This is a genomic window from Proteus sp. TSJ240517 (genome assembly GCF_047921575.1).
Classification (GTDB): Bacteria; Pseudomonadota; Gammaproteobacteria; order Enterobacterales; family Enterobacteriaceae; genus Proteus.
In genome coordinates this window covers 751,265-765,995 of record NZ_JBLRMH010000001.1, presented here as the reverse complement: position 1 = coordinate 765,995, position 14,731 = coordinate 751,265, and the positions used below count along the sequence as shown (strand labels likewise).

Genomic DNA, 14,731 nt, shown 5'->3' with positions numbered 1-14,731 from the left:
GGGGAGTGTAGAGACTCCATATAGCTTGCCTTTAGTCTGTGCAACCAGTCAGTTTGTGAATGCGTCTTATCAGGATGACCATATTGATTGGGCCAAGCGCAATACGGGGATACGTTTTCGGGGAAAACAGATTTTTGTGAGCGAACGAATACGTGATGCTCATCGGCAACATCATGTAGAGCAACGTATCCCCTTTTATGTCCTCAATGGTTCACATTATTTTTAGTCAAAAATGTGAATGATATAAAATATTTAAGTAGTACTAAGTTTTTATTCTGTGTAACTATAAATGGGTGTGTATTGATATATTATTTATTTAATATGTAATAAATAGTTAGTCTATTTTATTTCATCGTAAAGTCGTCTCGGCTGATAATACTGTTTTTGCCCATGAAATTGCCTCAGCTTTGGCTATATTGTGGGTTGGTAATAAACTTTCGGGTTTTACTTCTAATATTGAGGCGATAGCAAATATATGCTCTACGGTGAATTTAATGTGACCATTTTCTAATCGAGAAAAATGTTGTTGACTTATTCCAAGTAAGTATCCCATTTGCATACCGGTTAATTTTAATTCTTTTCTTTTTTGTTTTATTTTTTTACTGATGATGTAATTCAATGTATTCATGATATTGTCCCGATTATAAATATTCTGCAACTAAAATGGATAGAGCAAAAAGTTATAAGATTAATTTAGTTTAAATAAAAAAATTTTTTTAGCTATAAAAAATACGGTTTTTATATTGTTTATTTCACCTTGTGAAAGTGATGGGTGTGTGTTTTTTTTGTTTTTTTTCAAGTGGTTGTGTGGTTTTTGTGGGCTATTTATTCGATGTTTCAATATTGTGTTAATAATGAAATTATAGATTATATAATTAATAAAAATTTTTGCTTATTTATTGATCACCTTGCTTTTTTTTTACTATTTATCAAATGATAAAACACCTGTAAATGATATTTATTTCTATTATCATTTGGTTCTGCTTTGTTGAGAGATATTTATACTGGTTATTTCTATTTTGGGTATATAATTATAATAAAAAATTAACTTTAATATTAAAAATAAAATGAAATTTTTGAATGTCATTTTTTATTATTGATTATGTCTTTAATGTATTGTATTAATATTTTGTTCATCAGGTTTTCATTTGAAAATCTTAACATTACGTTTATTAAAATTTAGCCCGTATTTATACGGGTTTTTTTTATGAATATCAGTTTTTTACTAATATTGTTGCGAGTTTAATTATAATATATAGCTAAAAATTTAAGAAAATTAGTGGAAATTTCTATTGAATTATAATCACATTATAATTTTTAAAATTTTAGTTAATTACAGTGTGGGCTGATATTAATACAAAAATATCTGATATAAAGTATATTGCTTAGTGCTGATATTGATTATTTAATCAAATGATTGTGTTATTATATCCTTTCTTAAGTTAAATAATTGGTTTTTTTGTGCAAATCAAATAATTTTAATAAAATTAAAAAATAACTAATATCATTATTAAAAGATTATAAGGTTTAATTAATGTAAGAATATTTACTTTGTGAATTTTATCATATAGCATTTCTTTCTTTAATGTTATAACTCATTGGGTTTATTTCTTTATTTATGAATTTTATATTGAATTTTAAATTCAGGTTTTGTCTATTATTTTTTCTGTTTTTGAGTTTTCATAGTATTGCGAATGACGATTATAATAAAAAAAGTAACAATTTGATAACTGAGGCTCAATTGGTTGAGGATCCTACTCTATTATTACGATTATTTATTCCTGCATTAATAAGAAATGATGTAGAAGGTGTTGGATTATTACTTTCTATTTATGAAAAACAGAAAAAGCAAGAAGATGATGAATTGTTAATATGGGGTAATGCTATTATTGCTCGTAAGAATAAACAATTAGATAAGTCAATATCATTATATAGAAGTTTAGTTTCTAGAAATCCTAAATTAGTATTTGCTCGATTACAGTTAGCAATTGCATTATTTGAAAATAAAGAGAATGAGGCGGCATTAGAACAATTTGATAAACTGAAAAGCGAAAACTTGAATGATAATGTAATTGATATTATTAATAAATATTCTGAATTAATCAATCATCAGAATGATTGGTCATTTAATGGTGGCATTGTTTATCTAAATGAGTCAAATATTAATAACTCTCCTAAATTAGGTGTTAATACTGCAAATTGGAAGAGTACATCAAAGCCTGAAAGTGCAGAGGGTTTTTCTTATGTAGGTGTAGCTGAAAAGAAGTTATCGATATATAAAAATTACTTTTCTTTATTGAATTTTCGAGGAAAGGGGAAATATTATTGGGATAACTCTAAATATAATGAAATATCTTCTAGAGTGAAAGTGGGATTTGGATATAAAAATTTAACTAATGAAGTATTATTTTTACCTTTTGTTGAGTACTCATGGAATCCAAATAAAAATCAACAAAATAGTTCTACATATCATCGTTATTCAAATGCAATTGGAACAGAGGTTGAAATAAATAATTGGTTAAATAAACAATGGAAGAATTCACTCTCAGTTGAGTTATCAAGGCAAAGTTATCATAAGACAAAACTATTGGATGGTAATGTTTATTCTGTATCTGATACACTATTGTATATATCAAATAGTAATCAATATTGGTTTTCTGGAATAGATTTTTATCATAAAGAAGCTAAAAGTAAAGCTAATGCTTTTGATCGATTCAGTGTCCGTGCAGGTTGGGGGCAAGAATGGTTACAAGGTATTTCCACTCGTTTTCAAGTTGGTTATGCTAAGCGTATTTATCAAGGAGCAATAGCAGAAGAAAATAATTATTGGGTTCCTGATTTTTATAAAAAACCACAAAAAAATGATGAGTATAGTGTTTATATAACATTGTGGAATCGAAATTTTTATTTTTATGGAATTACACCCAAAATAACATGGGCATATCAAAAAATAGATAGTAGTAATTTATTTTATAGTTATGATAAAAATAATTTTTATCTTGAGTTTAGTAAATATTTTTAATTAAAGTTGGATGTTATATTATGAAAAAAAGTATACCTTTTGTTGTTTTGCCTCTTATTATTGCTGGATGTTCTAGTGGTGGTAGTGAGAACAATGATAATAATGTTATTCAGGAAAAGAAAGTCGATGTTATATCTAACAACCCTACATCTAGTTTAAATAAAGAGGGAGGTAAAAGGGTCAATGAAGCATTAAATAAAGAAGTAAATGAAGTAGCAAATGAAGTAGTAAATAAAGAAGTAAATAAAGAAGTAAATAAAGAAGTAAATAAAGAAGTAAATAAAGAAGTAAATAAAGAAGTAAATAAAGAAGTAAATGAAGTAGCAAATGAAGTAGTAAATAAAGAAGTAAATAAAGAAGTAAATAAAGAAGTAAATAAAGAAGTAAATGAAGAAGTAAATGAAGAAGTAAATGAAGTGGTGAATAAAGAAGTAAATGAAGTGGTGAATAAAGAAGTAAATAAAGAAGTAAATGAAGTGGTGAATAAAGAAGTAAATGAAGTAGTAAATGAAGTAGTAAATAAAGAAGTAAATAAAGCAGTGAATGAGATAGTAAATAAAGAAACAAATAGAATATATAATAAAATTGAAAAAGAAGATGCTGCGGAAATTTCAAACGATAAAGAAATATCTGTGGATGAAAAATTGTTATCAGAGAATAAAGAAAAAGTATATACAGGTAGTAAGATAGATAAGATATACCAATCTAACTGGGAGTATGGGAAAGAAAATATTCCTGTTTATAATATTGAAGGTTCAAAAGATCCATATGAGAATTATTTATCTAGTGAAGAAAAAATAATTACTTTCGTAACTGATAAAGGCGATTCTCATCAATTTAGTTTGTTGGGTGATGTTGGATATTATGGGTATCGAATTGAATTAGATGCTGATAGAACAGCAAGTTATGCTTCTTATATTTATTCTATTGAAAAAGACCTTATTGCTGAAAATGTACCTAATGATTTAAATGCTGTGTATAGTAAAAAAGATGGTTTTGTATATGGCCCTTTAGATCACAGATCTGACCAAATAAACGCAGTAGTTAGAACAGCAGACATTACAATGAATTATACTAATGGTATAGTTAAAGGCGTTATTACTGAAAATGACCCACGTATAGGTAATAATGAATTATTTAAAATAGATGGTAATACTAAAAATTTAGTAATAACACCTACTCGGCATGTATCAAATGGTATTATTCCTAATGATAGAGCTGCAATGGATATTCAATTTGTTAATTCTGCAGAAAATATAGATGATCATAAATATATTTTAGGAACTACAAAAGCGGAGTCATGGGTAGGTGTATTAGCAGCAGAAAAACAGAATTAATATTAGAGTGATGTACAGATATTTAGTTAGTTTTATTTATCAAAAGCCTCTTAGCTGAGGCTTTTTAAAAAATCATAGTCTAGGTTTATATGGATAAAAATAATTATAATTTTTTAAGTAATGAGAGTTTTTTGCTCCATGCATCAAGCGTTTCTCGTTTTTCCCTCAAATAATCATATCGATCATAATGTTTCTGTGAAACTCCAAGTCTTTTGTGGTTTTGTACCATATCTCTTAATTCAGACCTTATTCCCATTTCCCCAGCTAATATTTGAATACTGACTGAATCATATTTACAGCTCTAATATGTGGTTATAAAAACTAATAAAAGTATTATTGTAATCAACTGATTATAAGAAGGTATAATCATTTTTTAGGTCTGAGAAGGGTGAATATATCTTAATAAACAAATAGTTAAAACTCATCGCGATATATAATGCTACGCCACATGAGGTGAGGGAGTATGGTGGGTGATCCTGTCAGTATGATGCTTTATCAATAAGTGTAAGAGAAAAAATCACGACAGCAATAAGACACCTGAAATTGATAACTGATTGATTATATAAGTCAGTCGGTTCCATCGAGCATTGGCACTATTATGTTTTCAAATATTGCACCGACTTGTTATCAGGTAATTTCTTACATCTCTCTCTATAAAATGCTAATCGTTCATTAAAGTACGCTCTCAAATGTGTGGGTTGTTGTCGTTCAACTTCGGACGCAACAGCTGGCATATTGAGGCGTTCTTTGTATGCAACTCCCGACACAGCTAAATCGATATTAATTTTATCTTTTTCTTCTTGGGCTAAGTTTGCGAGATTTATATTGGAGCCGATTAGTTTTTGGAGAGTATAGCAGGGGGTGCAATTAAAAATGCGGAGGTGTTACATGTTGTGTCGAGATTGTGACATAATATATGTAAAATGATAGGAAAAATGACTAAATTCTGCAAAGTTAAAATTTGCTGGCTGGCGTGGATAGTGGCTTTGTAGGCTAAATAGCGTTAATCATCATTTTCACATCATCTGATATCAAATCAATCCAAGAAGAAGTTGGTGAGCGTTTAAAAGAAATCGACCGTATTTCTGAACAAACTCAATTCAACGGCGTTAAAGTACTGAGCGGCGAAAAAGAAAAAATGACCGTTCACGTTGGTACTAACGACAAAGAAAAAATTGAATTTGATCTGAAAAAAGTTGACAGCAAAACGCTGAAAGTAGACTCATTAGAAGTCGGTGCAGAAATTTCAGGTATGTCTAAAGACAAATTTGATGCATTAATTGCTGGTTTAACAGACACTGATTTAGATACATTAAAAGTTGGTGCTGGTGATGCTCCTACATTAGCAGCTGGTGGTACAGCTAAAGTTACTGTAGATGGTAAAGAACATGATATGACTGTGACTAAATTAGCAGCAGATGCTGATGGTCAACAGTATATTCAAGGTACCGTTGATGGTAAAACAGTAACATTTAAAGCCACTGCAACAGGTGCTGGTGAAGATAAAGCTGGTGAAGCTGGTAAAATTTCTTATAACGTTGGCGAACAAGTTAAATCGTTAACAGCTGATGAATCAAAAAAAGCTGAGAAATTAGAAACTCAACTGAAAACGTTAGACGAAGCTATCAACACTGTTGATGGTATGCGTTCTTCTTTAGGTGCGATTCAAAACCGTTTTGAATCTACTATCAACAACCTGAACAACACTGTTAACAACTTATCTGCTGCACGTAGCCGTATCTTAGATGCTGACTATGCAACAGAAGTTTCTAACATGAGCCGTGGTCAAATCCTGCAACAAGCTGGTACTTCTGTACTTGCTCAAGCAAACCAAGTACCACAAACTGTTCTGTCTCTGTTACGTTAATTCGTACTCTGACACAAAAGATACCTTTCTATATTCAAAAGGTCCTCGTAAGAGGGCCTTTTTTTGTCATTTGTGTTGAAAAGTATTTATATTTTTCCTTCATCTATTTTTAAAAATTATGTCCATATAGCATTTTTCCTAAAGAAAACGATAAAAATCATTTTATGTTGTGGTGATTATAACGACACATTAGTGTGTGTTACATCTCGTATAATACGGATTTAAAGATGATAAAATCATTTAAATATAAAGGATTGAAGCAACTTTTTGAAAAAGGCGTTACATCAGAAGTTCTTGCTAATGATGTAGAAAGAATTAATGATAGACTACAATCTATTGATATAGCTAAAGATATTGGCGAATTAAATCGGCAAATATATAAACTTCATAAATTAAAAGGTGATCGAGAAGGATATTGGTCGATTACAGTAAGAGCTAATTGGCGTATTGCTTTTCAATTTATTAACGGCGATGTCTATATTCTAAACTATGAGGATTATCATTAATGAGACAATTTAAAATTTCACATTCAGGCGAAATTATTGCACGAGATTTAGAATACAGGCTCCCAGTATTTTATATTTAGCCCTACTTTTTTTAGTTTTATTTTTTCTTCCGATCTATTTCGCTTTTTTCTACAATAAATTATTCCTTGCAAATTAACTGACTGGCTTTTATTACTATTTTCGCGACGCCAAAAATCGTAAATCCTTCAAAATTGATGACGATAGTGTTTAGGCAATGTTATTACAGTGACGTAATAACCCACCTATTCATTAAATGTTTTAAAATCAAGTTGAAGGAATATTATATGCCACAAGTTATTATGACTAATCCAACATCACTGATTGCTCAAAATAATTTAAATCGCTCTCAAAGTGTATTAAATACTGCAATCCAACGCCTCTCTTCTGGTTTACGTATTAATAGCGCCAAGGATGATGCTGCGGGTCAAGCGATTGCTAACCGTTTTACCTCAAATGTTAATGGTTTGACTCAAGCTTCTCGTAATGCGAACGACGGTATTTCAATTGCCCAAACCACAGAAGGGGCATTAAATGAAATTAATAATAACTTACAACGTATTCGTGAGTTAACTGTTCAAGCTAAAAACGGTTCTAATTCAGATTCTGATATTAAATCTATTCAGGAAGAAGTGAATCAACGTACTGCGGAAATTAATCGTATTTCAGAACAGACTCAATTTAATGGCGTAAAAGTGTTAAGTGAAGACAGCACATTAAATTTACAAGTGGGGGCGCTTGATAAAGAACAAATCAGTGTTGATCTGAAAAAAACCGATGCCACTACATTGGGTATCGATAAATTAGATCTTTCTGTTAAACCAGAAAAATTACATAGTGGTTCTGCATCAACTTTCTCTGTTACTAATCAGGTAAAAAACCCAGTATCAAAAGATATTGATATTGATACTACATCGTTAAAAGCAAGTTTAGCAACAGGTGAGTCTTTAGAAGGTGTCTATTATGCAGTGGATGCAACTGGTAAAGAAGATAAAACTAAATTGGTAATTGAGATAAAAGATGCCAATGGTGATGTCAAAACTTTTGAAGCAACCCCAGATACATCAAAAGTCATTGATAGTAGTACTGGCGACTTTGTTCCTGGCGGTAAAGTGAGTTTAACTAAAGGTAATGAAGTTAAACCTAAAAACCCACCAACAATTAACGATGCACCATTAAAAGGATTAGATGATGCACTTTCTCAAGTCGATACTTTACGTAGTGCAATGGGTGCAGTACAAAACCGTTTAGATTCTACTATTACGAATTTAAGCAACACCGTTAGTAATCTAACTGCATCACGTAGCCGTATTCAAGATGCGGATTATGCAACAGAAGTGTCTAATATGAGCCGTGGTCAAATCCTACAACAAGCGGGTACTGCGGTATTGGCTCAAGCAAATCAAATGCCACAAAACGTATTATCACTGCTGCGTTAATTTCAATCTTAAATAATCCTCAAATAACACCTACTGCAAATTTTGTAGTGGGTGTTTTATCATCAAAACAATCGTTTTTTTAATTAATCATTTATGAGTATTTCAACTGACTCCCAAGAAGCTAAAATCGCACAAAATAAAATACTATGATTTATATGTTATTTTTTTATGAACAGAATGCACTTTCTATGAGCTGATTTCTTTTAATGAGAGAAAGTATCAATTTAATTAACGGTTTTTCTAAGGATTAGTCACTAATGTTTTAGGGTAAAGTAGTTCTCGTAATGCAATGACAAATTAATTTATCAATGAAAACCCGATTTTTACTGAAAATTTGGCATAGGTGAAAAAGAGGCGCTTTTGCTTCACTGTTCAGTCGATTGCTAAATTTATTTAGCCAGATAATGGTTTCCGGTCTTTTATCCAAAGGTGTCTTTTGTTGTGAGTGATTTGTATACCGCCGAAGGCGTGATGGACAAAAATAGCCTCTGGGAGCGATATGTCCCGTTGGTTCGCCATGAAGCATTACGATTACAGGTCAAGTTACCTGCGAGTGTTGAATTGGATGATCTTTTGCAAGCAGGTGGAATTGGGTTATTAAACGCGGTTGAGCGTTATGACTCAATGCAAGGCGCTGCCTTTACCACTTATGCTGTTCAACGTATCCGTGGCTCAATGTTAGATGAGCTACGCAGTCGCGACTGGGCGCCACGCAGTGTGCGCCGAAATGCAAGAGAAGTTACCCATTCTATTCATCAATTAGAGCAGGATCTAGGACGACCCCCATTAGAACAGGAAGTTGCTGATCATTTGCAGATTGAGTTAGCAGAATACCGGCAGATCCTATTGGATACGAATAACAGCCAATTGTTCTCTTATGACGAATGGCATGAAATTTACGGTGAAAGCTGTGAACCGTCTCAAGACGAAGATCATGATGACAATCCATTACAGATGTTATTAGAAAGTGATATTCGCCAAAGAGTCATAGACGCGATAGAATTGCTTCCCGAAAGGGAAAAAATGGTTCTTACACTGTATTATCAGGAAGAACTTAATTTGAAAGAAATAGGCGCAGTGCTTAATGTCGGGGAATCCCGCGTGAGCCAGCTACACAGCCAAGCCATAAAAAGGCTGCGAGCACGCTTAAACCCAGAGAAATAGAAGTTTTGCTTATTTTTGTTTTTGTTTATTAAGACTACAACACAGGGCTTTATCTCTTATGTCTGTTTCAACACAAAAGAAACGGCCGCTAAGCCGTTACATTAAAGACTATAAACACAGCCAGACTCATTGTCTACATTGCCACAAGGCGCTTGATCGGATCTCTCTCGTATTCAATCGCCAAGTCATCAATAAAGAAGCCATTTCTGAAATGACAGATTTAGTTGATGATGAAACGTGGGAAACGTTACAAGAGAAGTTTTCTGCGCTATGTCGTTTCTGTAGTGAGATTTACTGTAATAGTGAAACTGACTACTTTGACATTATGTCTTTTAAGCAGTATTTGTTTGAACAAACGGAGATGAGCCACAGTACTGTTCGTGAGTATGTGGTTCGTTTACGTCGGCTCGATGAATTACTGACTTCAACTAATTTTCCGCGTCAAGAATTTACGACAGAGAAAATTCAGTCAGACCTGAGTAAAAAGCTCACTCCCTCTGCATTTAGTAACTACAACATTGCGCTACGTAAGTATGAGCAATATCTCGATTGGTGCCAAGAACCACCATCGATGAGTAGCAGTCACTAATTGCGCTCAAGAGAGACCTTAAAAGGAGTAGCCTAGCCTACTCCTTTTTCTTTTGTTGCTGATAATCACACTTTATTTACCTTTCTGCTTTTCCTCTTATCTTAAAAAAGTCTTTTATTTATCCTTTAATAAGGATATTTGCACTAATAACCTATTTTTAGATAAAAAAAAGCGCCCACAGTGGGGCGCAAGTTTCAGGTATTCATAAAGATATAATTAAATCAACTTCTAGGTTGACTTGGGCGTAAGTATATTTACGAAACTAACTCGTCGCGAATAATAAATATAAAAAGAGTGAGAGTAGTCACAGCATTCAAAAAAATAATATTTTGGGCTATCTCTTTAGAAAAAATGGAGTAACAAAAGAAAAAACCACCTTTAAGAAAACAAACTTTAAAGGTGGTCTCAAAGATAAGGAGAGAAAGAGAGGGGGTAATTAACTAATCGTCATCAAGCTTGCATTGCCTCCAGCTGCGGCTGTATTAATACTGAGGGCTCGCTCGTGTAATAAACGTTCTAACAGTAAATTTGTCTCATCTCTAGCGAATCCTTGTACTGAAATGATAGCACCTTTACGTTGCGCTATTTTCTGGCAAATTTCTTTAAGTTGATCGCAATCACCATGATAAATAACGGCGTTAATTTTAACTGAATCATCATCCCATTTATCAATAAGAGTGATAGATTTCCTAACGTCATCCGGTAATTCACGATATGTTTTTTGCGAGAATGCACTGTTAACCACAATGGCATGACAGCCTGAAGCTAATACTCCTGCTATTTGGCTAAAGCCATCTTTTTCGTTATCTGCAATGCAAAGTACATTGCCACAAGGAACTAACTGATAAGTATTACGTTCACCAGTCGGACCTGGTAATACACGCAATGTACCAGCCTGAGAGGCAGTAGCGTAATCTTCTAATGCAGCATAATGTGTTTTTTCAACTTTGTTCACTAACCATGCCATAAAGTTATGATAGGTTTGTAACAAACTATTACGCATTGAAGTATCAAGAGGGAGATAAGCATCTTGGCGCGATAAAGTTTGTGTTGTCGCATTTTCAGGGCGTTTAGATAATAAGCGATATAAATAAGCAGGCCCGCCCGCTTTAGGCCCCGTACCTGATAATCCTTCACCACCAAAAGGCTGAACACCTACCACTGCACCTACCATATTTCGGTTTACATATAAGTTTCCTACTTTTGCATGAGTAGCAATATACGCAATAGTTTCATCAATACGAGTATGAACTCCCATAGTTAAACCATAACCTGTGGAATTAATCTCATTTAATAAAGTAGGCAAATCTTGGCTTGCGTAGCGAACAACATGTAAAACAGGACCAAAGATCTCTTTTTTCAGTGAACTGACTTTATCTAACTCAATTAAAGTCGGTTGAACAAAAGTACTATTGCTCTCGATGTGTTTCGGCAAACTATTATGAGTCGCTTGATAAACAGAATGTCCTTCAGTGCGCATCGCTTGGATATGGCGGTCAATACCTATTTTTGCTTCTTTATCAATAACTGGACCAATGTCGGTTGATAAAAGACTTGGGTCGCCAATATTTGCTTGAGCCATCGCACCTTTAAGCATTTCAATTGTGTGATCAGCAACTTCTTCTTGAATACATAAAATACGCAATGCTGAGCAGCGTTGACCCGCACTATCGTAAGCGGAGGCCATTACATCGGTTACCACTTGCTCAGTGAGTGCCGAAGAATCAACAATCATGGCATTTAAGCCACCAGTTTCGGCTATTAAAGGAACTGGACGACCTTCACTATCTAATCTACCCGCTAGTGTTTTTTGTAAAATATGAGCAACAGCGGTGGAGCCAGTAAACATCACACCACGAACACGTTCATCAGCAACTAAATGTGCGCCAATCGTTTCGCCTTGCCCTGGTAATAGTTGTAATGCAGCGCGAGGAATACCTGCTTGATGAAATAACGCAATTGCTTTAGCGGCAATTAGCGGAGTTTGCTCAGCAGGTTTGGCTAATACGGTATTTCCTGCCGCTAATGCCGCCGCAATTTGTCCACTGAATATTGCTAATGGGAAATTCCAAGGGCTAATACAAACCACAGGGCCTAAAGGTCGATGGGTATTGTTATCAAAGTCTTTTTCAACCTGAGCGGCATAATAATAGAGAAAATCTATTGCTTCTCGTACTTCAGCTATCGCATTGTTATACGTTTTGCCAGCTTCTCGAACGAGGATCCCCATTAATGAGCCCATTTGTTGTTCCATTAACTGAGCCGCGCGAATTAAAAACGCAGCGCGTTCTGCTGGTGGTGTTGCAAACCAAATCTCACCATTTTCTTGAGCTATCGTTAAGGCAAAATCAGCTTCAGCTTGCGTTGCTTCGCGGACAGTTCCTACAATATCGGCATGATTTGCTGGGTTTAGTACTGATTGAGATATTAATGATGTTTCTGGTTGACTAAATTCACCACCAAGTATTGGCTCACAGTGCATTTTTTCTGTTGCTGAGGTTAACAAGGCACTAGAGAGAGATGCCAAACGGTGTTCATTCGACATATCAATGCCTTGAGAGTTTTTACGCTCATCACCATAAAGCTTATCAGGCAGTGGAATTTTAGGATGAGAAAGTCCAACGTGACCTTCTGTTTGAGCCATTTTATTGACTTCTTTAACAGGATCGGCGACCAGTTCATCTAACGAAATTGTGGTATCAGCAATACGGTTAACAAATGAAGTATTAGCGCCATTTTCTAATAAACGACGCACTAAATAAGCTAATAACGTTTCATGAGTACCAACGGGGGCATAAATACGGCAAGGACGACCTAATTTACCTTCAGCTATCTTACCTACAACCTGAGCATAGAGAGGTTCGCCCATACCATGTAAACATTGAAATTCATATTGACCCGGATAATAGTTTTGCCCAGCTAAATGGTAGATTGCAGAAAGAGTATGCGCATTATGAGTTGCGAACTGTGGATAAATAAAATTAGGCGAAGACAGTAATTTCTTTGCGCAAGCAAGATAAGAAACGTCGGTATACACTTTGCGGGTATAGACAGGATAATCTTCAAGCCCATCAATTTGAGCACGTTTAATTTCACTATCCCAATATGCGCCTTTTACTAAACGGATCATTAAGCGACGACGACTACGTTGTGCTAAATCAATCACATAATCAATGACTAAGGGACAACGTTTTTGGTAGGCCTGAATAACAAAACCAATACCATTCCAACCGGCTAATTCTGGCTCAAAACAGAGTTTTTCTAATAAATCGAGAGAGATTTCTAATCTATCGGCTTCTTCTGCATCAATATTAATACCAATATCGTATTGCTTTGCTTGTAATGTTAATGAAAGTAGGCGAGGGTAAAGTTCAGACATAACACGTTCATATTGCGCACGGCTATAACGAGGATGTAATGCTGAAAGCTTGATAGATATTCCCGGGCCTTCATAAATACCTCTGCCATTAGAGGCTTTACCAATGGCGTGAATTGCTTGTTGGTAAGAGACTAAATAATCTTGGGCATCTTTTTCAGTTAAAGCGGCTTCACCTAACATGTCATAAGAATAGCTAAATCCTTTTTCTTCTAATTTACGCGCATTAGCAAGAGCCTGAGAAATTGTTTCTCCGGTCACAAATTGTTCACCCATCAAGCGCATCGCCATATCAACGCCTTTGCGGACTAATGGCTCGCCACTTTTGGTGAGAATGCGATTTAAAGAGTTAGACAGTTTTTCTTCATTATGTGTAGAAACTAATTTACCTGTGAATAATAAGCCCCATGTAGCCGCATTCACAAACATAGACTGGCTTTGGCCTACGTGTGAACGCCAATTTCCGTGGCTAATTTTGTCACGAATAAGTGCATCACGCGTGGCTTTATCTGGAATACGCAATAAAGCTTCTGCTAAACACATTAGGGCAACACCTTCTTGTGAAGAAAGTGAGAATTCTTGTAATAGACCTTGAACTAACCCTGAGCGTCCAACACCATTTTTTTGTTTACGTAATTTTTCGGCAATGGAATAGGCTAATTTATGCGTTGCTTGTGCCTCATGTTCAGGTAAGGTCGCTTGTTGTAAGAGCATCGGTACTGCTTGTATTTCAGGGGTGCGATAAGCAGAAGTAATTGCTGAGCGTAAAACTGATTGAGGATGAATATGTTCAGCAAACTCCAAGAAAGGCTGATAATGAGCGGTTGGTGTTTCAATGCTTTCATCAATATCTTGCTCTGTAAATGTTGAGTCACCAAGATTAACCTGATTATTTTCAACTTGTTCTAGATAATTGAAAATAGCCTGTTTAATTAACCAATGCGATGTTCTATCTAGTTTCTGTGCAGCTTCTTTTAATCTATTGCGGGTTTCTTCATCAAGTCTAACACCCATTGTTGTGCTACTCATGCAGTGCTCCTCATATTCTAATTCACAAGTACAGTTACCCGTTATTTTTATTAATATCATTCATGTTGCAACTTTGTGCAACATTGTTAACAATTTATTTATAAATAATGTGAAAGTAGTCAGGTTTTGTGGGTGATTAAAAGTGATCTAATTTATTTTCTCTATATATTTATATATAAATCAATAAATTATATTTATTTTGTTGATGTTTATATTTATAATACACCTTCGAATTAAGACAAATAGTGTGAAGTCATATACAAAATTTAAACATTTAAACGTTAATTTCTTGTTAAATGCAGTTAACCTATTCTAGGATTGATGTGAATGCTTTATCTGTTGCTGTAAGAAATTATTTTAATTAAAAACTGAAAAGATCATTAA

9 protein-coding genes and 2 pseudogenes are annotated in these 14,731 nt (G+C 34.1%); 8 read left to right on the top strand and 3 right to left on the bottom strand.

All coding sequences use genetic code 11. The annotated features are described in order from the left end of the window. Nucleotides 1–226 (top strand): annotated as a pseudogene (locus ACNARN_RS03600) (hypothetical protein); the annotation flags it as partial. 123 nt (nucleotides 227–349) lie between these two features. Here the strand turns inward: ACNARN_RS03600 and ACNARN_RS03595 are convergent. Continuing rightward, nucleotides 350–628 carry a helix-turn-helix domain-containing protein gene (locus tag ACNARN_RS03595; protein ID WP_160230461.1) on the bottom strand — a complete coding sequence of 93 codons (279 nt, stop codon included), beginning with the start codon at nucleotides 626–628 and terminating at the stop codon, nucleotides 350–352. Between the two features lie 1,113 nt (nucleotides 629–1,741). Between ACNARN_RS03595 and ACNARN_RS03590 the strand changes: the two genes are divergently transcribed. Together ACNARN_RS03590 and ACNARN_RS03585 are read left to right on the top strand one after the other, a co-directional pair. Next, nucleotides 1,742–3,022, top strand: a complete 1,281-nt coding sequence (locus ACNARN_RS03590; RefSeq protein WP_416304159.1) for a surface lipoprotein assembly modifier — start codon at nucleotides 1,742–1,744, stop codon at nucleotides 3,020–3,022. Nucleotides 3,023–3,042: 20 nt separating this feature from the next. Then, nucleotides 3,043–4,359, top strand: coding sequence for a hypothetical protein (locus ACNARN_RS03585; RefSeq protein ID WP_416304158.1), 1,317 nt, complete (start codon nucleotides 3,043–3,045; stop codon nucleotides 4,357–4,359). Nucleotides 4,360–4,955: 596 nt separating this feature from the next. Here the strand turns inward: ACNARN_RS03585 and ACNARN_RS03580 are convergent. Next, nucleotides 4,956–5,183, bottom strand: coding sequence for a DNA polymerase III subunit theta (locus tag ACNARN_RS03580; RefSeq protein WP_099075688.1), 228 nt, complete (start codon nucleotides 5,181–5,183; stop codon nucleotides 4,956–4,958). A 299-nt stretch (nucleotides 5,184–5,482) separates the two neighbouring features. On the opposite strand from ACNARN_RS03580, the pseudogene ACNARN_RS03575 reads away from it, so the two are divergent. The 5 genes and pseudogenes from ACNARN_RS03575 to fliZ form a co-directional block, all read left to right on the top strand. Beyond that, nucleotides 5,483–6,226, top strand: a pseudogene (locus ACNARN_RS03575) (flagellin); the annotation flags it as partial. Between the two features lie 227 nt (nucleotides 6,227–6,453). After that, a complete protein-coding gene (locus ACNARN_RS03570; protein ID WP_349443490.1) occupies nucleotides 6,454–6,732 on the top strand; it encodes a type II toxin-antitoxin system RelE/ParE family toxin in 279 nt (92 codons plus the stop codon). A 305-nt stretch (nucleotides 6,733–7,037) separates the two neighbouring features. Beyond that, entirely contained in the window at nucleotides 7,038–8,189 is a 1,152-nt protein-coding gene (locus ACNARN_RS03565) for a FliC/FljB family flagellin (RefSeq protein WP_198630073.1), read from the top strand. A gap of 441 nt (nucleotides 8,190–8,630) precedes the next feature. Beyond that, a complete protein-coding gene (locus tag ACNARN_RS03560) occupies nucleotides 8,631–9,353 on the top strand; it encodes an RNA polymerase sigma factor FliA (RefSeq protein WP_036912728.1) in 723 nt (240 codons plus the stop codon). A gap of 58 nt (nucleotides 9,354–9,411) precedes the next feature. Continuing rightward, nucleotides 9,412–9,942 (top strand): flagella biosynthesis regulatory protein FliZ, encoded by a 531-nt coding sequence (fliZ, locus tag ACNARN_RS03555; protein WP_088495242.1) that lies wholly within the window; start codon nucleotides 9,412–9,414, stop codon nucleotides 9,940–9,942. Nucleotides 9,943–10,378: 436 nt separating this feature from the next. Here the strand turns inward: fliZ and putA are convergent, their stop codons facing one another. Then, on the bottom strand, nucleotides 10,379–14,347 hold the full coding sequence (gene putA, locus ACNARN_RS03550; RefSeq protein ID WP_416304157.1) for a trifunctional transcriptional regulator/proline dehydrogenase/L-glutamate gamma-semialdehyde dehydrogenase: 3,969 nt from the start codon (nucleotides 14,345–14,347) through the stop codon (nucleotides 10,379–10,381). Between the last annotated feature and the right edge of the window lie 384 nt (nucleotides 14,348–14,731).

What these genes read in the sequence shown, in the direction of transcription:
- ACNARN_RS03565 (WP_198630073.1), top strand. Translation starts at nt 7,038, where the DNA reads ATGCCACAAGTTATTATGACTAATCCAACATCACTGATTGCTCAAAAT.
- ACNARN_RS03585 (WP_416304158.1), top strand. Translation starts at nt 3,043, where the DNA reads ATGAAAAAAAGTATACCTTTTGTTGTTTTGCCTCTTATTATTGCTGGA.
- ACNARN_RS03570 (WP_349443490.1), top strand. Translation starts at nt 6,454, where the DNA reads ATGATAAAATCATTTAAATATAAAGGATTGAAGCAACTTTTTGAAAAA.
- putA (WP_416304157.1), bottom strand. Translation starts at nt 14,347, where the DNA reads ATGAGTAGCACAACAATGGGTGTTAGACTTGATGAAGAAACCCGCAAT.
- fliZ (WP_088495242.1), top strand. Translation starts at nt 9,412, where the DNA reads ATGTCTGTTTCAACACAAAAGAAACGGCCGCTAAGCCGTTACATTAAA.
- ACNARN_RS03595 (WP_160230461.1), bottom strand. Translation starts at nt 628, where the DNA reads ATGAATACATTGAATTACATCATCAGTAAAAAAATAAAACAAAAAAGA.